We start from the raw sequence: 22,284 nt of genomic DNA, 5'->3' as shown, positions 1-22,284 counted from the left end.
GATGAAAGGCGCTACCCCACGTTGGAATAATCAGTATCCTCGTGCGTCCTATGGTCAGATGGATGACAGCTAAGGGCCGAGACTGTCATCGGCTGCGCGCGCTGCTGCGCATGGCCCAATCGGCACCGCCATAAGTGCGTAGATCAGAACGTCCCTTTGGTCATCATCAACCACAAAAGCGATCACGGATTTCCGTCCTGCCGGGATAGCACGCAGACCAGGGGCGATTTCATCGCGGAGGCTTCCCTTGTGCGGCGTGGTCTTCAGCGTGGCGATGGCCGCCTCGATCTCGCCCAGCTTGCGGGCTGCCTCATCGGGCCCGGCATAATCGAGGATCCAGTGCGCGATGGCGTCGAGGTCACGTGCGACGAGAGGATGAAACCAGATGCGGTAATTCACGCGCCCCGCGCTGTCCCGATGGTGGCACGCGCGGTGGCAAACGCATCGTCCTGGCCGATAAACGCCGAACGCGGTGTTTCCATCCGGGCGCGGATTTCCTGCGTGAGGGCTGCGAGGGCCACATCGCGTTCCTGTTCGTCCTGGATCATCTGCTCCAGCGCGGCCGCGACTGCCGCGCTCTGGGTCGCGAACACGCCTTGCCCCACCTTTTCCGTGAGGAAGTGGTGATGGCGGTCGGTAAAGCTGAGGGTTGTTTTGACGGTCATCTGCGCCTCCATGGTATGACTGAGTCATATACCAATTACGGGCGATGGTTTCAACGGTGGCGGAAGGGCCGTTCTCGCATCGCTTTTGCGTGCGACTCGTCAAACGTTGACATGGCGTTGACACAAAATGCGCAAGCAAAAACCCGACTGTTTAGGTCGGGTTCTAAGCATTTAATATCGTTGAGTAATTTGGTTGCGGGAGTAGGATTTGAACCTACGACCTTCAGGTTATGAGCCGCAATCGAGACGAATAGCCAATCCTAGCAATTTCAATCACTTATGCGATAAGCCATTGAAATCACAAACTGAGTCAGCCTTTCTTGGCCTTGATTCACCGGGTTTCTCCGCCTTCCGATACAGCCAAAACCGCGTTCGCGTGTTGACCAGGCGTTGACAAGAGCAGTAGCAGCACCCAACGGAAAGTAATCGCGGAGTCAAATCCGAGATAGTCATGTGCCCAAGCATTTTGGTGTCAGTCTCGGCCCATTCCCGCCCTTGACCCATCCTCTGCTTTGCTGCGGTGCCGCACACCAAAAGAGACGCTCGTTTCGGGTCAGGGCTCGCTATGTCAGCGAGTTCACACTTTTCTGGAACTGCGGTCACGATCGAAAAATATTTGCATTTCTTTTGGAAGCTCTGTTTGCCTTAGACGCACAAGAAAAGGCAACAAAACCTCCCCAAACCACTTCAAAGCGTATCGCGCAATGCACGCTGCCTCACTTCACTGTCCTGACGTTCGGCGTCCCGTTCCCAACTTTCGGCAATTCGAGATAGCAAGGAATTTGTTCTGGCCCATCGTTCTGCAATTCCAGCCCACCGGCGGTAGTCTGCAGCGAGCTCCCGCTCGAGCGTACCGCCATCCCTCATCCCTCGCACCGTTGCGCCACGCATATTAAAACGCTCTGTTTGAATGCCGCGTTCGATATCAGTGTTAGAAAGCCGCTCAATTTGATCGCGTACAAACCTATGAGGCCAGCCGCCATCTACATCGTCATCTGGCGAATGCGCGAGGACATTTCCCAAAGTCAAATCAGTGCTGATTCGACGATCGTGTTCAGTTGCAAGCTGTTGCAATCCGTCGATCCAATCCCTCAAATTCGATAGGTTTCGTTCATCGCCCTCAAAGCCAGGTACAATGGAAAAACCTTTCAATAGCTTGTATGACTGACGCCATTTCGCTCGCTTCGCATCCGACGCCTCCACCTCTTCGTCCTCGGTTGATGGTGTGTCCTCACGATAAACATTGCGGAGGATTTCATGAAAAAAAACAGGATTCGAAGCCATCAAGTGGTGAAGCCGAAGCGGTCGATTGGAGCGCTCAAGAAATGGCAACAGAGCATACTCAAGAGGCGCAATCTCCGAGTCCGACAGTTCACGCCGGTCGAGTTCTTTGAAAACGGTTTCGATTTTGTAATCGAGGTTCGAGGTAATCTGATCGGTATTCAACTTGTTAATTTCGGTAACACTCTGACGGAGTAAGAAAAGTAACATGCACGATGGGACTTCCTTGATGCGATTGTGACCACTCTCAAGAGCAGCAATTGGTCGCCCGTGCCGCGCAAGCCGGATCATCAAACGCAACAGGATAGATCGTGGTGCTTTAGTCCATAGGGGCTGCACTTGCTGCCAGTACGATTTTTCCACCGCGTCACCGAAGCAGGACACTGCGGTCCAGAGCCATGGTTCAGATGGCAATGCACAGAGCATACGGGCTATGTTCGCATCATTGATCCCGGGGCGGTGAAGGTCTTTAGTCAAATTGATGACCGCGAAATCTCCTGCGACTTCCCGAAATACCCTCAAAAGTGGCCCTGCTTGGCGGTTTTCCGGATCATCTGCAAAACTGTCTTGAGCAAGCTGGGCTAGGAAAGATGTAGGCTGTTTCGCGTCAACAAGAGCCTGAAGAACATGATAAGAGTTCCGGGTTCTTGTAAGAAGCTCAATTATTTTCGACGTACCTTCTGTTGCTAACTTTTTAATTGCATCGGCGCGGAGGCGGTTATCTGTGTCCTCGTTTTCAGGCGAGGAGTAGTGGTCAAACAGGTCCAGAACCCGAAGGACGGGGTCTTTCGGAGCAAACTCGGATGAAATTTCTATAACTCTCGCAAGTTCATCGCCGGTCAAAGCCCAATCGGTGTGTCCAAATCTTTGATGTCTCTTAACTTCTTCGTTTAGACGTTCCCACAGTTTGTCACGTTCACTCTGTTCAGCCTGTCGGAGAGTTGTCTCCAGAGCATCAATAGCTGGTCCCATACTTTGGTCCGGAAAACCGAACATCGCTCGGATTAACTCCGCCATTCTTGCGGGTATTCCTGTCGCGACTTCTGTAGCGCGCCTACAAACATAAAGTTGCGACTCCCAAACATCGGAATTCGTGAGCTCGCGCGCCCTCTCGATGTCAAAGCCACGCAGGCGCGGCTCATCAGTACCGCTGGTCGTTGTTTGTTCATCCGGAAGAAGGCGAAGCAAGAGCTTCCAGCCTGTTTCAGGAAACTTTTCGACGATATCACCAAGTACGCTGATGCGAAGTGGAAGGCCTGCGAAAGTCGACGGAAACCACGTCAAAAATATGTCGGTGAGGCTAGCGACTGGACGGTTCGCAAGTCGACCGCCCGGGTCAATCTTATCGAGCTTAGCTAGGACAAAACAAGCGCGTCTGAACAGCTTCGGATCCCATGCAAGGCGTTCCAGAGCCCAGAGCACATTGGTGTGCTCTGAGCTTGGAAAGGCGAAGCCTTGGACTTCGTCAAAGATTGGGCGGATAGTCTCCCCTTCGCCCTCGAGCATATGCTCGAGGGCCGAGAGAAAAGGTTCAGGAGCTGCCTCCGCCAGCATTGGGAGATTTCCTGCTAGACTCGTCAACAGTCTATGGTTGCTCTTCAATCCAGGAAGAGCATTTACCACTTCGTTGGCAAATATTTGTCCAGCGCCTTCGATCACTGCAAGTCTCGCCTGTTCCTCCCAAACCGCAGTCAGTAGCAGCGTTGCCGCCAAGCCTTCTCGGAGACACTCGCTATGCCGGTCTGGAGCCCTACGCATGTACGCGGGCTCATCTGGGTCAGGTTCGGGATCTATATGCCCAAATACTTTTCCTAAAATCGGCCTTAGTTGGTCTAGTGTGTCTTGCCCTATGAGATGACCAGAATGGATGAAAGCATCCAGCGGTGCGCGAACTTTATAAATACTCTGCTCACGGGCGATGGGTGATCCTGGCCCAGAAGTGAACGGCCGGATAGTCTTTTCAAATGCAGCATAATCTACCGTTCCAGCAATGGCAGTCATTATCTCTTGATCGTGAGTATTGTCTGTGTCCCAACTGCCTGCAAGAAAAGCTGGAAGCAGAACCGTCGCATCATTATACCATTCTGGCAGTTCAGACATGCCGCCGGGAATTTGACGCTCAAGCGCCGCCAAGCTTCCGCCACAGCCTCTCGCTAGGATCTGTGCCTTTTGTTCAGGCAGTTTCATCTTCTCCAGCGCTTTCATCAGAGCGAAGCTGGTTTGGCGAGCAAGTTGTTGACCTTTGACGCTGCGTTGCCAGCCGCCTTGCGGGACTATGGTTGGGCCAGCTTCAGAGAATTTCCCCGGCGAACGTGCCGCATCGCTACGCAGCAGGAATGCGAGGTTCGGCTTCGCAACTATGCCACGTCCGCCTGCTTCAGTGTCTATGACAAGCGTCCGTGCTTCGAGAAATTTACGGATCTTTTCATCAGCGCTCCTGATCGCCGCAACTGCAAAGGCAATAACTTCGTCCGGGGCGTCCCCTATCAAAGACATCTGATCAGGTGGCCCCATAAGTACCCCAAGCAGTTCCTCAACCAAGCTTTCGCGCTCTGTCGTAAGAACCTCCTCAATCAGGGGAGGTGAAAATCTGTTGGCGAAGTCGTTCCAGAATTCATCGGTGCTTCGGACGGCGTCGACTGGCGCTAGCTTGAGCGTGTTCCGTGCGTGCCACGCTGAAACGGCTGGTGCTTCAGCGAGCCACCGCTCTAAGCTTGAGCCATCGATCACAATGAGGTCTTTCCAAGCCTGTTTATTCTTTTGGATTTTCACCCAATTCTCTAATTTCCAATCCTTCTTCGTTGAATCCCAAGTGAATGGCGTGACCAAGACAAGCGTGACATTTTTCTGGTCTGCGCGAGATATTTCGCCGCTGCGCTTGTTGAAGTCATCAAGGGCTTTCCCCTTGTAGTCATTCTCTGTTCCGATTTCCCAAATCGATTTACCCTTAGGTACGAAAAGGGTATCGCCATCACTCTCGAGGATCCCGTCTAGGCCGCGCGTTCTGCCTTTGTCTCCGCTTGGAAAACGGATAGAACGAATGTCACTCGCGGTTGCGCTAATCAGGTCTGCGATGAGTTCAGGAAGCTCGGGTTCTGCAGAATTAGTTCGCCCCCATGCATCGAGATTCGCGGCCGTTATCCATTTCATATAGCGTGAACTCCTACATTCCCTGCATTTCCGGCCCCATCCAACTTAAATGAGATATTCAGAGGTGCCAACACTCTGAAACACGAGGCGTGCCTCGTATTCGGATATCACGGTAGCGCTTCTTTTTATCCAAACTTTTAAGTTGTGTTCAAGCGGCAAACGTTGTCGATCAGACCAATCGTCTGGCTGGTGGTTAACGTCCGCTCTACGCCCGGCCAACGCGTACCCTCGCACCTGCAGTGAACGCCCACTCCGCGCCCTTCGTGTCATACGCCGCACCAGTAAAATTGCGCGCCTTCAACTGGCAGCTTGCGACCCACCGGGCGCTGGGCGCATCCGCCTAACCCATTGATCTGCATGTCCGGAATAGTCCCACCCACTTCAATTCCACCTTCCGCCTGTATTCCGCACTCTGTCCCATGCTCGGACTTGATAAGGGCGCAGATCTACGCCTGTGTCGAGGGACAAGGAGGCCGAATGCATGGTCAACAGACTGAAACTGAACGAGAAAGCCCTGCGGGATGCCGAGCTGCGGCCGGGCGTCAGCTATCAGATATTCGACACCGAGGTGATCGGCTTTGCCGTGAGGGTCCAGTCTTCGGGCGCACGGACCTTCACCATCGACTATCGCCATGCCGGGCGGCAGCGGCGCATGAACATTGGACGCTGGCCTGAATGGAGCGTGACGGCTGCGCGCGAACGCGCCAAAGAATTGCGCCGCGCCATCGACGAGGGGCGCGACCCTCTGGCGGTGCGGGAGGATTTTCGTGAGGCCCCGCGCGTGAAGGACATGATTGACCGCTATATCGCGGAACATCTGCCCAAGCTGGCCAAGAACAATGCGGGTGATCAGGTCTCGATGCTCAGGAAGATGTTGGAACCGGCATGGGGCAACAAGCTGGTGACCGAGATCACCAAGTCCGACGTGGCGCGTTTCCTCGATTTCGTGGCCGAAGGCCGCCCCCGCCCCAGCAAGGCAAAACCCAACAACCGCGCCCGCAAGCTGCAGGGTCATAAGCCGACCCCGATCCGCGCCAACCGCATGGGTGAAGTCCTGCGCAAGATGTTCACGCTGGCGATGGAGTGGGAATGGCGGGCTGACAATCCTGCGCAGGGGTTTCACCGCCGGATCGAACAGGCCCGCGAGCGGTTTCTGGGCCCTGAAGAACTGACGCGGATCGCGGCGGTCCTCGACAGTGCCGAGGATCAGCGAGGGGCAGCGATCATCAGGATGTGCATGCTGACCGGCGCGCGCGTCGGCGAGGTGCGCACCGCGCGTTTTGAGCAGTTCAATCTCGACTATGCGATATGGTCGAAACCCGCCGCGACCACCAAGCAACGCAAGATCCACCGTGTGCCGATCTCGCAGGAGGTCGTGACCATCTTGCGCCAACGCCAGATGGTTGTGCCGAACGGTAACCCATGGCTATTCCCCGGTGAGGTTATTGGCCAGCCGGTGCGCGAAATCCGCCGCTTCTGGGCGCGGGTCCAGAAAGAGGCGGATCTGCCTGATGTTCGTATTCACGATCTGCGCCACACCTTTGCCTCCCTTTTGGTTAGCGGCGGTGCGTCACTGGAAATGATCGGCAGGCTTTTGGGCCATAGCCAGATGCAAACGACGCAGCGCTACGCCCATCTGATGGACTCACCGCTGCGCGCTGGTGTTGACACCGTGGCCAGCATCCTGCGCCCACGACCGCGCCTTGTGCACGGCGCAGCGCAGGATGAAAGCGGGCTGCCGAAGTCGGCGTGACCCTCACACCGGCTCCTCGCCGCGCAGTTTGCGCCAGAGTGGTGCAAGCCGCTTGCGGATTGTGCTTTCATCCGGGACATCCCCCGACCGTGAATTTTGCACGAACCAGTCCTGTACGAGCGCCACCAGCGCCGTTTGCGTCTCGGGCACGCCCTTGTCGAACAAAAACCACGTCAACCACGCGTACATCGCATCCCAATCATAGCGTGGTGCGGCCCCTGTATTTGTGGGCGGGCGGCGCAGCAAATCGCGTTCCTCCTCAAACTCCTGCACAGAATGCGCTGCCAGCAGCAGATCCGTCGACCGAAGCGGGATACCATCAAGTGGATCGGTCACTTTCAGCCAGACTTTGCTTCCGGGCGGCAGGACACGTTTCAGACGGCAGAGTTCATCGCTGGGCCCATAGCGACGAAACATCGGCATCAGCTCTGCAATCGGAACTTCGACCAAGCCAGCGACGGTCTCATCGCCACAGCTAACAGGCGGGATGCCCGCCAGAACCTGAAAATGTCCGGCTGCGGCCCAGCCCGCGACATCGGCCGGAGGACAGCCCCAGCGCGCCGAAAGTTCATAGATCGAATAAAAGGCGATAGGCGGCAGTGGCATAGATAGAATCCTTTCAGACATGCGACTTCGTTCGGCCAAAACCGTCGGAATGCGGGATTAAAAAGCCCGCGATGCAATGCATGCGGGGGGATTGGCTGCTGAGCCTTGTCTCGAGGAAAACCGCCTGTGGGCCAGAGCCGCATCGCACAAGATGCTGGCGCCTGACTGTGTTCGTGTTTTTCGATTCTTGTTTGCTGCTCATTGCCAGAATACCCAACCTATGGGTGAGCACGCAATCACGAACCCGTGATAGTCGGCCTATGCAGCCGGTTGCCGTAACAAACTGTTGAGTGCCGTTGAATGTCGGCGGCGCGGGACCGGAATTGGTCATTCCGTCAATTCCGCACCGCGCAAATCCCGCGAATCACTCTCAAATGCCAGCCAATTTGACCTGCTAGAATGAGCGAGCCGTTTCGTCCTGCGACCAGCGCATAAAGCCTTTCGATATTGGATCTGTCAGGCGCGCAGTGGCGGTCTCGCCCTCAACCCCAACAGCCTGAAACCCTCATGAAACAAGGGCCGGAATTGCTCGGCGGGTTTCAATTCCACCTTCCGCCTGTCTTCCGCCCCGCGCGCTCTGCTTCGCTGTCCCTGCCCCCAAGAGAGGGGCAGAGGCAAATGGAGCAGCCATGAAACAACTCTTACCTGAAGTCCCGCAAGAACCGCTGAACCTGCTGGCTGACTGGATCAGCCGCGAGCAGTTGGCAGGCGAATTGGGTATCACATCCGACACACTCGCCAGATGGGAGGCGCGCCGTCAGGGGCCACCCTGCACGCGCATAGGACGCAAATCTTTCTACCGTAGGGCCGCCGTTCAAGACTGGATCCGCGCGCAGGAACAGGTGCATCCGGTGCGCAAATCAAGGGGGCGGTCATGACCGTGCCTCTCTTCCTCCCCGCACCATGGCCCGCTGATCGCGTCGCGGAAGCCCGGGCCGTCATCGCCGATGTCGCCCATCACAGCGACCACCTGATCCGGCTCGCCTGCAACGTTCTGGCGGCGCATGGCGAGACCGACGGTGAACGCAAAGACGCGCGCGCGCTGCTGCTGGTGATCGACGCACGGCGGCCGATCCGGCAGGCCCAGCGTGAAGGCAACGGGGAGGCAGGGCAATGAACCGCCGTGGCACCCCCGAGGCCGATCTGCAGCGTGCGGTCGTGCAGGCGCTGCGCACAGTTCTGCCCCGCACCGCCATTATCCATCACTGCGCCAATGAGGTGACTGAACCCGGTCCTCGCGGTGCCAAGCGCCAGGCGATCCTCGTCGGCATGGGCGTCCATGCGGGCTTTGCTGATCTGATGGTGATCTGCGACGGGCGCGTCCTGTTCCTTGAGCTGAAAGCCCCGAAGGGTCGCTTGCGTCCAACGCAGGAGGCGTTTCGCGATGCGATGCTGGCGCAGGGGTTTGGCTGGGCGCTGGTGCGCGGCCTCGACGACGCGCTGGGCGCGCTGACAGAGCACGGCTTCACCACGCGCATCGCCGCTTCCGCTGGGAGGCCCGCGCCATGAGCCATGAAGCCACCAACTGGGCCATCAAGCAGCGCGGGCTGAAACCCACCACCAAGATCGTGCTCTGGCATCTGTGCGACCGGTTCAATCCAGATTACGGCTGCTTCCCTTCACAGGCGCGGCTGGCCCATGATTGCGAAATCAGCCGATCAACGCTGAACGATCACATCGGCCAGCTGGAAGCCAGAGGGTTGTTGCGCCGCGTTCCGCGCATCGATCCGGTGACCAAGCGCCAGCTCCCCACCCGCTACATCTTGGGCTTTGAGCGGGGCTTCACACCGGCGGGTGTGGTTCCATGTCCGGAAACCGGACACGGGTTTGCGCCCGTCGATCACAGCGATGAAACTGCTGGTGAAATCAACCCCGATGCCCGCGTATCAGTCGAGCCATGTCCAGAATCCGGACACGGAATTGACCCAAAAGCCGTGTCCGAATTTTGCCCTGACCCGTGTCCGGAAAATGACCAAAGCCGTGTCCGGAATCCGGACACTAACCTTGTAAGGGAACCTTTAAGTAAACCAGTAAAGGAGGAGGAGGACGCGCAAGCGCGCGAGATCGAATTTGATCAGTTTTTCGAAGAAGTGATTTTGGCGCTGGGCTTGGACCCAGCTTGCCTTCCCGGCTGGTGGCAAGGCTCACCACCCCGGCTGCACGTGCAGCGCTGGCGCTCCGAGCTGGGGCTGACCGAGGCCGGGATCGTCGCGGCCGCAAAGGACAGCCGCGAGGATCACCCCGAACCGCCCGATGGGCCAAAGGCGCTGGATCGCGTCATGGAGCGCGCTGCTCAGCGCAATGGGCAGGAGACTGCCGCAAATGGCAGCGCCCTCAAAGCAAAACAGCGCCGCAAGGGGCAAGGCAAGGCAACAGCCAGCCCGGATGAGTTGGCGGCGTTCTATGCGGCCAAGGTGAACTCGGACGAATATCTGCCCACGAGCATGATCAGCAACGCCATCTGCGAGGCGATGCTGGCCCGCAAGCTGGTGACGACCGACAGGCTGCGTCAACGGGGGTTCCTGTGAATGGCTTGGTGTCACGTCCCCGGCACGGATTGTCCCTCTGCGCAGGCGGCAAACGGGTGAAACGTGCGCTGGGCGTGCAGGCAGCGCTGGAATGGGCGTTTCGGGTGGAAAAGGCGCAGCTGGAAATACCCCCGCCGAAGGATGTGGTCGAAGAAGGCTTTGGGTTCGGGCTCGAGTACGTTTTGATGCAGCGTGGTGCGCTGGGCTGCAAAGTGGACGGTGGTCAGCACAAGATGGGCAGTTACACACACGCGGACGCCGAGGTGATTGCCGCCACCGTCGCCGGGATGCCCGACAGCCTCGGCGGCATTCGCATGGCGATCCGCGTGGCGGAACTGGCCCGCGCAGGGCTGACCCCGGACTGGATGCCAGGGGTGGTGCCGCGCTGTGTACCGGTCGAGACCAAACGCAATCAGCACGGCGAGCGGTCAACCACGGTGGTGGTTGGCACCGAACGGGTACTGAGGCGAGGCAAATGGCGCACCGTCGAGGTTCTGGCCTGCCCGGTAACCTGGCGGCCGCATCCGGAACAGATTGTGTCTGCGCGGCGTGGCTATAAGGAATGGTGGCAAGCGCTGGATTGGGTTCGCGACGGGTTGGTGGTAGGCGGCATGATGCGGGATGTCGATGTGACGGCGGCGATGCCGAAGGTGCGGCCATGGAAGCGGCAACCTCCGTTCTGAGCCTGACCACTTTAAAGATCCAGTTTGTGCGTCTGTGCCCATTGCATCTGACCCAGCACAATGCAATTTTATTTTGGAAAAAGGCGCAGGAGATTGGCAGCCTTTGGGTAAGCACCGTATTTCTGTTTGTTGGGTTTTGGAGTTGGAATTTGCACGAAAAACCATTCGACAGCATTGAGTTTGGTGAGTTTGTCGAACTCAGAGGTCGGAAGTGGCTGTCACAAGGTGCGGATATCCTCGCAAAAGACCTGAACGTCCTGCATCTTTCGTGCATTGAAGACGATGCACAAGGCGAAGAAGCGACAGTAATCTGGGATGCGGAGGTTTCGGCACATTCAGCAACAGATTCGCTTTGGGGTGCAATTGGATCATCGGGTACAGACACTGCGGCTACGTTTTCGGCGTGGCTAAAAACGGTCGATTGGAATTCGACATCGGTTGCGGACAAAGGGCTATTCCAGGCGCCATTTCGCGCAGGAATACGACTTGATCCTTACCAGCTTGCTCCGCTTCAAAAAGCACTAGAACTCCCAAGGGTCAACATGTTGATTGCTGATGACGTGGGGCTGGGAAAGACGATCGAAGCTGGGCTTGTGCTGCGGGAAATGATGCTTCGCGGGCGGGTAAATTTTGTAGTAATCGCGTGCCCACCTTCGATGATTATGCAATGGCATGAAGAACTGGGCCAGAAATTTGGTATAACGGCGACTATTCTCGACAGAAGTTATTTAGCTCAGGTTCGCCGAAGGCGAGGCTTTGGCACCAACCCATGGGCTTCTGGGTCTTGCTTTCTAGTTTCTCACCGCCTTCTAGCTGACGAGACCTACGCGTCGGGCTTGCGAGAGGTTCTCGGCTCAATGCGGTCGAACTCAATGCTAATTCTTGATGAGGCGCATCATGCCGCTCCCGCCAGCGGAGGTCGTTATGCCATAGACAGCCAATTCACCCGGGCGATACGCGATATTGCACAAGGTTTTGAACATCGCTTGTTCCTCAGTGCGACTCCGCACAATGGTCATTCAAACAGTTTCACTGCACTTTTAGAGATTCTTGATCCGCACCGATTTACGCGTGGAGTTCCTGTAGAGACAGCGGATTTAGAACCCGTTATGGTTCGGCGGCTGAAATCGGATCTCCGTGCGCTGGGCGAGCATTTTCCAGAACGTATTGTCGAAGAAATCAAAATTGATGGCTTGGCGATTGATGCTGCTGATTTACAGCTCTCGGAAATGCTGGAATCCTATGGCGCGATGCGAGACGCTCGGCTTCACGCCATGACCGCCCGTGCACGGGCGGAAGGTAAGCTGATATTTTCCGGGTTACAGCAGCGGCTTCTGTCATCGCCAGAAGCGTTCAAGAAAACACTCGAAGTTCATTTGCGGGCCATGAAAGCTCCCACCGAATCCGAGCGTTCAACGCTCAGTTCGTTGGCGACGACCTTTGCAGATGGAAAGGAGATGGACGGGTTTGATGAGGATGACCTTAACTATTCTTTGGCCACAACCGATGACGTTGATGATGATCCGAGCCTCGTTATCGCGGCAACCAAGGTGGGTCTCGCAGGGGCTACAGAACCAATCGTCGAAGACGAAAAAGCATTCGTGAAATCGATGTTGGAAGTCGCACGCAAGGCCAGCCTGAAACCAGATGCTCGAGTCAGATGGATGGCATCTTGGATTCGTGAGAACATGATATCTAACGGGCATTGGAACAACCGCAGGTTAATTGTTTTCACGGAGTACCAAGATACGCGGCTGTGGCTACAAAATCGCCTGCTTGAGCTTCTTGATGACCTCGATCCTGAAAAACACGTTTCAAGCCTCACTGGTATGACTTCATTGGATGATCGGGAGCGCATAAAATTCGCTTTTAATTGCAACCCGACCGAAAGCCCATTGAGGTTGCTGATCTGCACCGACGCGGCACGGGAAGGGATCAACCTTCAGAAGGGCTGTCATGACCTGATCCATTTTGACCTTCCGTGGAACCCATCGCGCTTGGAACAAAGGAATGGTCGCATCGACAGAAAGTTGCAGCCAGCACCAACGGTATTCTGCCGCTACTTCAGGTACGCACAACGTCCCACGGACATTGTACAAGCTGCATTGGTTCGGAAGACTGAGCGAATAAGGAATGAACTTGGTGCCGTCGGTCGTGTTATCGAAGATCGCTTGATGAAACGTCTGACGTCCGAGGGCATCAGACGCGACAGGGCTGTAGCGCTGGTGGTGGAGCTGGAGAGTGACGACGAAACCGCTGCATATCGCGACGAGATTCGGGCTTTGAATGGCAGCGAAGAAAAACGGCGCAAGATAGTTGGCGAGCAGAATGCCAAACTTCGCAAGACGCTAGAGGATTCACGTCGGCGCGTTGGCATTGAGGGCGGCGATCTTCAGCAAGTCATTGGTATCGCTCTTTCGCAAGCGGGTGGGCAGATGATAGATTCGTCAGTGTCAGCAGTGCCCAGCGCCAAGGTATTCACGATCAAGGAGAACGATCCGGTATTTTCTGGGCCAGGATGGGCACCCATCTTGGATGACTTACGTCTTGCTCCACCTGCTAAGGGACAAAAGCTGAACGAGTGGAGGGCAGCACAGCCGCTAAAGCGATTGTCCTTCGATCCAGTTATCTTGCCTGATCAAAGAGATGCACCCGAAGTTTGCCATCTGCATGTCGAACATCGGCTGGTTCGGCGACTGGTAGCTCGGTTTGTCTCTCAGGGCTTCCGTACCCGCCTGAACCGCGCTTGTGTCCTCCTCGTCCCCAACGCACAGCGGCGTGTCGTCCTCCTTGGTCGAATGTCGCTCTACGGGCCTAAAGGGGTACGCCTGCACGAGGAAGTCATACCGATAACAGCGCGCATTGGTGCTGATGGACAATTGCGCCTGCTGCGCCAAGGACTGGATGCTGAGGCACTCACTTTGACGAGCCTCGACGATTCACTTCGGAATGGGAAAGCGGCGAGTGAAGCCATTTCGACCGAGGCTCTGAGTCGCCGAAAGAGCGATGTTGCAAGCCTGCGCTCTGAGTTCGAACTGCGTTCGGCCCCGATAGCCCAAGCTGTAACTGAACAGCTACACGAGCTTGGCAGGAAAGAAGAGGAGAGCATGCGTCAGCTGCTGATCGATCAGCGCGCACGCCTGCAGAAACGAGCGCACGAACCAGAACAGAGTGAATTCAACTTTGAAGAGCAGCGCCAGGTAGATGCTGACCGTAGACACTGGCAGGCGAAGCTGGACCGCTTATTAAACGAGATCGACGTTGAGCCCGAAAAAATCCGTAAAGGCTTTGACGTCATCGCTTGTCGTCTTGAACCGGTAGGGTTGATTTATCTCTGGCCGGAGGCGACTTGATGATCATTGCAGAGCCATTGAAATACGCGCCATTTGAATGGCTTGATCATGTCCAGCGCGAAGGGTTGGTTTTTGCCAGACCCATTCTTGAAGATCTTGGCATCAGTCCCATTCAGCAAACGCGCTTTGACAGTCAAGAGGTTGCCGCCCATCTGGCCTCTACGCGCGACGAACCAGCGGTTGCTGATCCATTGGGTTTTCTGCAGTCCGCCCTTGGCTGGCCGGTCAGTCGTCTCGCTGGCGCTCCCGGTGGCCCATCTCTGCCGGAACTTGCGACGTTGGCTCTTCCAGAGCTGGACACCGTGCTTTCCGCCGACTTAGCACTGATCGACACTCGTGCAGAAGATCGTGTGCTTTTACTTGTGCGCTCCGAGGACCCGGGAATTGATCCGGACGCCCGCGGCGCACTTGACGGTTGGGAAGCTTCGCCCCAGCAGCGATTTGAACGCCTGCTCCGCGAAAGCGGCGTCGAGGCTGGAATTCTATTTTCTGACCTGCAGCTGCGACTTGTCTATGCACCACGGGGTGAAACAGCAGGCTGGATCGGCTGGCCTCTGCATGATCTGAACTCGGTCGCTGGCCGTTCCATGCTGGGTGGGCTTAAGTCGGCGCTGGGTACGGACCGCCTGTTCACAGCCCCAGCCAACATGCGTTTGCACGCAGTTCTGAAAGCTTCGCGAGAGGCGCAAGCAATCGTCTCGATCACCCTTGCTGAACAAGTCCTTGGTGCCCTGCATGAACTGTTGCGCGGTTTTCTCGCTGATGACGATGCCCGTGAGCTAATCGAAACCCTTGCCGACGAAGACCCCGACCAGCTTTATGAAGGCCTGCTTACCGTCCTCCTCCGCTTGGTGTTTGTCCTTTTTGCCGAAGACCGCGAGTTGCTGCCCTCGATGACCGAGGATTCTGCCCGCATCCTTTATGACGAAAACTACTCCGCTCGTGGCCTCTATGACCGTCTGCTGGAAGACCGCGCGCTAAACCCGGACACCATGGATGAACGGGTTGGTGGATGGGGCCGTCTGCTGGCGCTGTTCGGCATGATTCACAGTGGCCATCGCAGCGGCTTTATCAGGTCTCGTGGCGGGCGGCTGTTCGATCCGGATGTCTTTCTGTTTCTGCAGGGCCGCACGGCCAAGGACGACAAAGCCCGCGTATTGCGCATTTCCGACGATTGCATCCTCAATGTACTGGAAGGGCTTCTGTCCCTGAAAGGCGAACGCCTGTCCTACAAGGCGCTCGATGTCGAACAAATCGGCTCGGTCTATGAAACCGTCATGGGATTCCGTGTGGAGCGTGCCAGCGGCCCGATGCTGGCCATAAAGGCGGGCAAGAACAACAAGACCCCGGTCTATGTTGACCTCGACGCACTGCTCGTCCGCAAGCCCGCTGATCGCAAGAAATACCTCAAGGAGGAATGCCAGCGCTCAAACCTGACCAAGCGGCAAGAAGACGGCCTTAAGAACGCCACATCAGTCGAAACTCTGGCCGCTGCCCTTGATGCCATCGTCGATGAGCGCGCTTCGCCGCATAAACGCGCGGCCCCCAAAGGCACACCAATCCTGCAACCCACCGATGAACGCCGCGAAAGCGGATCGCACTATACCCCGCGCAGCCTGACCCAGCCCATCGTGGCCGAGGCGCTGGAGCCTGTGCTGCTTCACCTTGGCGACACTCCGACGCCCGATCAGATCCTCGACATCAAAGTTTGCGATCCCGCGATGGGCTCTGGGGCCTTCCTTGTCGAAACCTGCCGCGCGCTCGCGGCCCAGCTGACTCGCGCTTGGGAGCGGAACCCCAGCTTACGCCCCACCTTGCCGCAGGATGAGGACGAAGACCTGCACGCCCGCCGCCTGGTTGCTCAGCGCTGTCTCTATGGTGTTGACCGCAACCCCATGGCGGTTGATCTGGCGCGGCTGTCGCTGTGGCTGGCCACCTTGGCCCGCGATCATGAATTCACCTTCCTCGACCACGCTCTGAAATCCGGCGACAGCCTCGTAGGCCTGACGGCAGCCGAGATTGGTACTCTGACCTGGGATCCAAAGATCTCGAAGCCGCTGCTGATCGGCCATATCAAGGAGCGGCTCGAGAAATGGCGCGAGGGGCGGCAGGCCATTCGCAGCGCCCCCGACGATGTGGCGCTGGCCCTGCAAGAGGTGCGGCTGCGCGAAGCGGAACGCTCGCTCTCCACCATCCGCAATGTCGGCGATGCTTTGGTGTCCACCTTCTTCGCCGCCGCAAAAGCCACCGCCCGCAAGAAGGAACTGCAGGCGTTTCAGGTGGCCTTTACCGAACGCCGCGCCGATGCTTGGGATTTGGCGGCGCGCTTGGCCGCCGAACTGCGCACCGGCGAGCACCCCATCGCACCCTTTCATTGGCAGATCGAATTCCCCGAGGTGTTCGGAAGTGACAATCCGGGTTTTGACCTGATCGTTGGCAACCCGCCCTTTCTGGGCGGGCGTAGTATTTCGACGGTGAACGGCGAAAGCTATAGCACTTGGCTTGCCTATCGAAACACCGGGAGTCAAAAAAGTGCTGACCTAGGTGCATTTTTCTTTAGGCAGTCTGAGTTTCTTCTGCGACGAGGAGCGGCATTCGGTCTCGTTGCTTCAAATACCATCAAACAAGGTGTGACACGGGAGTCCGGCCTACTCCCGATGATATCCGGCGGGACGGTTATCTATCGAGCAAAACCGAGAATGAAATGGCCCGGCGAAGCAGCCGTTGTCGTGTCCGTAGTCCACGCTGTGAAACGGCCGGGCAATCGTCAGATACCATCCCTCTTGATCGATGGACGGCCAGCAAAGCGGATATCAGCATTTCTTGTCGACGGAACAAACGACGCTAGTCCCATACCCTTGAAAAACAACGAAGGTATGGCCTTTATCGGTACATCCGTGCTCGGGATGGGTTTTACTTTCGATGATGTTGGAGCAGCAAAAGGAACAGCAAGTTGGTTGGAAGAAATGGATCGACTGATCGCTGAGGATCCTCGAAATGCGGAACGAATTCGGCCATATCTGGGTGGCGAAGAGGTAAACAACGATCTGCGCCACTACCATAGGCGGTATGTAATCGACTTTGAGGACTTTCCCCTTAGGAAGAGTACAGATTTAAGTTCTTGGTTAAGCATGTCGGACAAAGTCAGGGATAGCCATTTCCAAAATGGAATTGTACCGAGCGATTATCCCGGGCCGGTCGCGGCTGATTGGCCTGATCTAGTAGCGGTACTTGAGAAGCTAGTGAGACCAGAGCGATTGAAAAGCAAGAGTAAGGAGGTGAGGGCCTATGCGTGGTGGAAGCACTGGCGCCCGAGGCCTGACTTAAACCAAGTCTTGTCCAATGCCCAAAATGCAATGGTCTTATCAAGGGTTTCCCCTCATCTTAGCATTGCAAAAACCAGAACCCAAACGAACCGTCACATCATAAGCTTTGCAGATAGTTGCGTGGTATTTGCGAAGTATTCCGACGAGGGGTTTGCCACCCTTCAATCTCGTCCTCACGAAATCTGGGCACGTTTTTTCTCCTCGTCGATGAAAGACGATCTCCGCTACGCACCGTCCGACTGTTTCGCCACATTTCCATTCCCCGAAATCCAAGACGGCTCAGCGGACCTCCGAGCGGCAGGTCAATCGTACAACGACCTTCGCGCCAATCTTATGCTAGACACCGAAAAGGGCCTGACCCCCACCTACAATCGTTTCCACGACCCCTACGATGCAGATCCGCAAATCCAGCGTCTGCGCGATCTGCACGCCGACATGGACCGCGCCGTGCTGCGCGCTTATGACTGGGACGATCTGGCTGAAGCGGCGAACCCGGTCTTCCTGACCGAGGAAACCGAGACGGAATTCACCTATCAGGGCCGCCTGTTCTGGCCCTCGGACTTCCGCGACGAAGTACTTGCCCGCCTTCTCGACCTCAACCGCGCCCGCCATGCCGCCGAGGCGAATGAAGGCATCGCCATTGCAACCGCACCGGACGCGCCACATTCTGCCGCCCAATCCGGCAAACGGCCCAAGCAAAACACGCTGGATATTGGTGAAGGCCCCCTTTTTGACAGGACGATTAAATGACGACGAGTTTGGAAGTCCGCGAAACCATATTGACCAAACTGCGCCGCGACCTGATCGGCCCCAATCCCACCCCCGAAGATACCGATCTGGCCGAGGAAATCCTGCCCGAGGAACCGTCGAAATGGTATCTGACCGGCTGGATCGCCCCCACTCAGGACGGCACATCGCCGCTGGACGAAGACGACGTTGACGCCCCGGCCGAGGAAACCCTCGCCGGATTGGAAGCGCCCAGCACCGCCCCCGACGACGAAGGCACCGCCCAAGACCACTCCGCCAGAAAGCGCTTTCTGCCCACCTCGCTCGGCCTCTCCACCGCCCTGCCGATAACGGCGACCGAGGTGACGGTGACACTCGACTGGGGCGACTACATCGCCGAGCCGATGCCCCCCGAAGCGATCCTGGAGGCCGAGGGCCGCACCGCCATGCCCGACGTCCGCTGGAGCCGCAAAGCCCGGCATGTGGATCACACGCTGGTGCTGAAGGAAGGTAAGTGGGACGAGGTTCTGCCCGACAGCAAAACCTTGATCAATCGACCCGGTGCATTGGTCCTGTCGATGATCTGCCGCAAGACCAAGATGCGCCAGGCCGAGGGGCCGGATGTCGATATCTGGTCGCTGTCTGTGTTCGTGGTGAACCGCCGCGCCGTAGTCCGCAATCGCCGCTTTGCCGAAATGTCCTATGCGTTCCAAGTGCGGATGACGGTGGAATGCGCGCTGGGCATCGTGGCGGGTTATGACCTGACCGGCTATCGTTCCAATGACGCCGATCTGCGCACCCACGATCTCCACTACCACGATGTCCCGCAATACGCCGCTGGCCGTAACACCGCCTGTGCGCATGAGGCAGACGCCGACGGCGTGGTGCGTCGCGTGTACACCGAGCCGATGCCAGTGGCCGAAGTGGAACGCGTCGCCCCGAACGAGTCTATCACCGGAGTGACCTTTGACATGGTGGCCCTGCGCGACGCCGCCCGCGCCGGGACTGAGCCGCTGCGCGCCGCCCTTGCCGATCTTCCCCTCCACTATGGTGATTGGATCGCCGCCCAATCCCCCTTGGCGGATCAGTTCGCAAGTGAGCCACGCCGCCGCGACATGGCGCTTGATCTGATCAAAGCCCAGACTGAGACCAAGGCGCGTATGGAAGCCGGGATCAAGCTGCTTCTGACTAACGACATGGCACGTACGGCATTCGTTGCGATGAACGAGGCGGTGGAAACCGCCGGTCGTCGCCGCTTCGCGTCTGAGCGAGGCGTGCCGCTTGAACAGATCGACCCGCTGAAATGGCGGCCGTTCCAGTTGGCGTTTATTCTGGTGAACCTGTCTGGCCTCACTGACAAGGCTCACCCTGACCGCGAAACCGTTGACTTGCTATTCTTCCCCACGGGTGGTGGCAAGACAGAAGCCTACCTCGGCCTCGCGGCCTACACCATCGCGCTGCGACGGCTTGGTGCATCGGGTGTGTTGGGTGCGGGGGTGACAGTGATTATGCGCTATACCCTGCGTCTGCTGACACTGGATCAGTTGGGCCGGGCCGCTGGCGTAATCTGTGCCTTGGAACTGATGCGTTGTTCGGATGCCTGGAAAGACGATCAGGGGCGACGGATGCTCGGCGATTGGGATATCGAGATTGGTCTGTGGATCGGCTCTGCGGCATCACCAAACAAGCTGGGCGGTAAAGGTGACACCGGCGATGATCGCGCAGTGACGCGGGTGCGGGCTTACAAACGCAGAAGCGGGCCCGCACCCGCGCCGATCCGAAACTGCCCTTGGTGCGGCACCAACTTGGACCATACCAGCTTTAAATGCTGGCCGAATGAACAGGTGCCATCGCGCATGCTGATCGTGTGCCCGAATATTGATTGCGAATTCACCGGAGATCGCGCGCTGCCAATCTTGGCTACCGACGACGAAATCTATCGCCGACTGCCTGCGTTTATCGTGGCAACGATCGACAAATTCGCGGCCCTACCTTGGGTCGGGCAGACAGGTGCATTCTTCGGTCACGTTGATCGCGCTGATGGCCAAGGGTTCTACGGGGCATCCGAACCTCGAAGCGGGGCGAGGCTAAACAACGGCTGGAAGCTTGATCCGCCAGACCTGATCGTACAGGACGAACTGCACTTAATTTCTGGCCCCCTCGGGACTGTTGCCGGTCTCTATGAGACAGCGATCGACTATCTGGCGACAAGGACTAAAGGTGGCGTTCGGATCAGACCCAAAATCGTTGCTTCAACTGCGACAGTTCGACGTGCCCAAACCCAGATCCGGGCCCTATTTGATCGAAACGAAACAGCGATTTTCCCACCGCCTGGGATCAGCCGCCGCAACAGTTTCTTCGCAGAGACACTTCGGTCTAGTGAGGCTAATCCCGCCAGAAAGTATGTTGGTTTGGCGGCGCTGGGGCGTGGCCCGAAGCTCGTTTTCCTGCGTGCGCTCGTGACACTTGAAGCGGCGGCGCAATCAGAATTCGAAGCGCAAGGGGCGGCTGATGGGAATTCGGCCGATCCATACATGACTGCAATGTGCTATTTCAATGCGTTACGGGAGTTGGGCGGCGCTCGACGTATTGTGGAAGACGAAGTGCGTGACCGCGCCCAGCGCTATGGCACGGAAAGGCGAAGAATCAACCCTGCCGATATACCCTTTGCCAATCGGAAGATCGCAGCACCGGTGGAACTGACGTCGCGCGAAAGCACCGACGATGTAGCGAAATCGAAACGACGGCTCGACTCAAAAGCGGGCTCAAAAGACGCTGTTGATGTTGCTCTTGCAACAAACATGATCTCGGTCGGCTTGGACATCACGAGGCTTGGTTTAATGGTGGTTATGGGCCAACCGAAGGCAACAGCTGAATACATCCAGGCGACCAGCCGCGTCGGGCGTGACCATCAGCGACCCGGTCTGGTTCTTTCCCTACTGAACGTCCACAAACCACGCGACCGCGCACACTATGAACGATTTGGGTATTTCCATGCGAGTTTCTACCGCGGCGTCGAGGCGACCAGCGTTACGCCTTGGGCCGACAGGGCGCTAGATCGAGCTCTGGCTGCCGTTATAGTAGCGATTATTCGACATGCTGATAGCCAGTATGGCGGTGACGAAGCGGCCGGGGCATTTTCCCTACCTGAAACGGTATATGATCGGGCGCTTTCCTACATCTTGGATCGCGCGGCACCCTTCACTGACGAGCCCGCCGACCTTGAACGCCAGATTGCGTCGCTTGCAGATATCTGGGCGAGGACTGCTTCATCGCAGACAGAAAACGGCGGAAGGCTTAGTTATAATCGGCGGGGGCAAAACAGCCTGCTGCAGGATGTTCTGGATCCCCAAACTAAAACACTTGATCCTGAGAGGCAACTTTTCACAGCAGGTCGATCCATGCGGGATGTTGAGCCTGTTGTCAGGCTAGACATATGTGGTCCGAATGCCCGACCACTTAAGAGTTAAGGAAAAAGAATGAGCGATAATGAAATTCGCCTAAGCCAGATGATCATGGGGTTTGGGCCTGGGGCGATGATAGACCTCCCTTCGCGTTCGATCATCGTCGGTGGCCTACCGTTGTGGCGACAGCAGATAGAGCCAAGGATCATTGTCGAACCGCGACTACAGGAAATGCTTGAGCGTAGCCTGTCCCAAAGTGGGCGGCTCGCCGAAGGAGTCAGGCTTACTCTTCGTCAGCCGCCTTATGCTACGAATGATGCGGATCGGATGAAGCGTGATGTCCCGGCCTTGGTCTTTCCACTGTGGTTTGTCTGCGATCCTGGCTCTGGAACAGCTCCATCGACCGGCGGATCGCGACGACGAATGGTCCAGTGGAAGGAACTTGAATGGGCAACCGGAAAATTCAAGGATGGAACCAAGACTATCAGTGTCACCCCGATGCGGTTCGTTGCGGAGAGGTGGTTCGGTTTGATTGAACAGGTTCCTGGCGTTTTCTAAGTGGTTTTCCGCCTTGGTTATGCCGCTACCGCTTCGGGCATCGGCTGGTTGAAGTAGGCCTGATCGGGGGTTCTGCCGTCAAGCGATGAATGGGGCCGCCGGCTGTTGTAGAAGGTCAGATACCGGCCAATCCCCGCGCGTGCCTCGGAGACGCTGGCATAGGCTCGCAGGTAGACCTCCTCATATTTGATGCTCCGCCACAGACGCTCGATGAAGACGTTGTCGCGCCAGGCGCCCTTGCCATCCATGCT

At 57.2% G+C, this 22,284-nt stretch carries 15 protein-coding genes; 10 read left to right on the top strand and 5 right to left on the bottom strand.

Translation table 11 applies throughout. From position 1 onward, the window contains the following. Positions 1-69: 69 nt before the first annotated feature. From H147_RS19935 to H147_RS0115445, 3 genes are all read right to left on the bottom strand, one after another. On the bottom strand, positions 70-399 hold the full coding sequence (locus H147_RS19935; RefSeq protein WP_019956297.1) for a type II toxin-antitoxin system RelE/ParE family toxin: 330 nt from the start codon (positions 397-399) through the stop codon (positions 70-72). Next, complete coding sequence (locus H147_RS0115450) at positions 396-665, bottom strand: hypothetical protein (RefSeq protein WP_245541168.1); 270 nt, start codon at positions 663-665, stop codon at positions 396-398. Before H147_RS0115450 ends, H147_RS19935 begins: the two co-directional genes overlap by 4 nt. A 687-nt stretch (positions 666-1,352) precedes the next feature. Continuing rightward, entirely contained in the window at positions 1,353-5,096 is a 3,744-nt protein-coding gene (locus tag H147_RS0115445) for a hypothetical protein (protein WP_019956295.1), read from the bottom strand. A 481-nt stretch (positions 5,097-5,577) separates the two neighbouring features. Between H147_RS0115445 and H147_RS0115440 the strand changes: the two genes are divergently transcribed. After that, positions 5,578-6,849, top strand: a complete 1,272-nt coding sequence (locus H147_RS0115440; protein WP_019956294.1) for a tyrosine-type recombinase/integrase — start codon at positions 5,578-5,580, stop codon at positions 6,847-6,849. Between the two features lie 3 nt (positions 6,850-6,852). On the opposite strand, the gene H147_RS0115435 is transcribed toward H147_RS0115440, so the two are convergent. Next, entirely contained in the window at positions 6,853-7,455 is a 603-nt protein-coding gene (locus tag H147_RS0115435; protein ID WP_019956293.1) for a hypothetical protein, read from the bottom strand. A 629-nt stretch (positions 7,456-8,084) separates the two neighbouring features. Here H147_RS0115435 and H147_RS20625 point away from each other — a divergent pair. From H147_RS20625 to H147_RS0115395, 9 genes are read left to right on the top strand one after another with little or no spacing between them, the layout of a single operon-like run. Further along, the gene (locus H147_RS20625; RefSeq protein ID WP_081625883.1) at positions 8,085-8,333 is read left to right on the top strand and encodes a helix-turn-helix transcriptional regulator; all 249 of its coding nucleotides are present in this window, start codon (positions 8,085-8,087) and stop codon (positions 8,331-8,333) included. Next, positions 8,330-8,572, top strand: coding sequence for a hypothetical protein (locus H147_RS0115430; protein ID WP_019956292.1), 243 nt, complete (start codon positions 8,330-8,332; stop codon positions 8,570-8,572). The genes H147_RS20625 and H147_RS0115430 overlap by 4 nt, the downstream gene beginning before the upstream one ends. Next, positions 8,569-8,964: a VRR-NUC domain-containing protein gene (locus tag H147_RS0115425; protein ID WP_019956291.1), complete on the top strand. Its 396-nt coding sequence runs from the start codon at positions 8,569-8,571 to the stop codon at positions 8,962-8,964. Before H147_RS0115430 ends, H147_RS0115425 begins: the two co-directional genes overlap by 4 nt. Beyond that, complete coding sequence (locus tag H147_RS0115420) at positions 8,961-9,983, top strand: helix-turn-helix domain-containing protein (protein WP_019956290.1); 1,023 nt, start codon at positions 8,961-8,963, stop codon at positions 9,981-9,983. The genes H147_RS0115425 and H147_RS0115420 overlap by 4 nt, the downstream gene beginning before the upstream one ends. Positions 9,984-10,039: 56 nt before the next feature. Next, positions 10,040-10,666 (top strand): hypothetical protein, encoded by a 627-nt coding sequence (locus H147_RS0115415; protein ID WP_019956289.1) that lies wholly within the window; start codon positions 10,040-10,042, stop codon positions 10,664-10,666. After that, positions 10,642-14,019: a DISARM system SNF2-like helicase DrmD gene (drmD, locus tag H147_RS0115410; RefSeq protein ID WP_019956288.1), complete on the top strand. Its 3,378-nt coding sequence runs from the start codon at positions 10,642-10,644 to the stop codon at positions 14,017-14,019. The genes H147_RS0115415 and drmD overlap by 25 nt, the downstream gene beginning before the upstream one ends. Continuing rightward, positions 14,019-18,095: an Eco57I restriction-modification methylase domain-containing protein gene (locus H147_RS0115405; RefSeq protein WP_019956287.1), complete on the top strand. Its 4,077-nt coding sequence runs from the start codon at positions 14,019-14,021 to the stop codon at positions 18,093-18,095. Before drmD ends, H147_RS0115405 begins: the two co-directional genes overlap by 1 nt. Continuing rightward, positions 18,092-21,541, top strand: coding sequence for a DISARM system helicase DrmA (gene drmA, locus H147_RS0115400; RefSeq protein WP_019956286.1), 3,450 nt, complete (start codon positions 18,092-18,094; stop codon positions 21,539-21,541). The genes H147_RS0115405 and drmA overlap by 4 nt, the downstream gene beginning before the upstream one ends. A gap of 9 nt (positions 21,542-21,550) precedes the next feature. Beyond that, positions 21,551-22,033 carry a DUF8724 domain-containing protein gene (locus tag H147_RS0115395; protein WP_019956285.1) on the top strand — a complete coding sequence of 161 codons (483 nt, stop codon included), beginning with the start codon at positions 21,551-21,553 and terminating at the stop codon, positions 22,031-22,033. Positions 22,034-22,050: 17 nt separating this feature from the next. Here H147_RS0115395 and H147_RS0115390 read toward each other — a convergent pair. Continuing rightward, a partial coding sequence (locus tag H147_RS0115390; RefSeq protein WP_019956284.1) for an integrase core domain-containing protein occupies positions 22,051-22,284 on the bottom strand: 234 nt, incomplete at its 5' end.

This window comes from Yoonia vestfoldensis DSM 16212 (assembly GCF_000382265.1).
Classification (GTDB): Bacteria; Pseudomonadota; Alphaproteobacteria; order Rhodobacterales; family Rhodobacteraceae; genus Yoonia; species Yoonia vestfoldensis.
The sequence above is the reverse complement of the archived record's forward strand: the minus strand, read 5'-3'. Positions and strand labels throughout refer to the sequence as shown.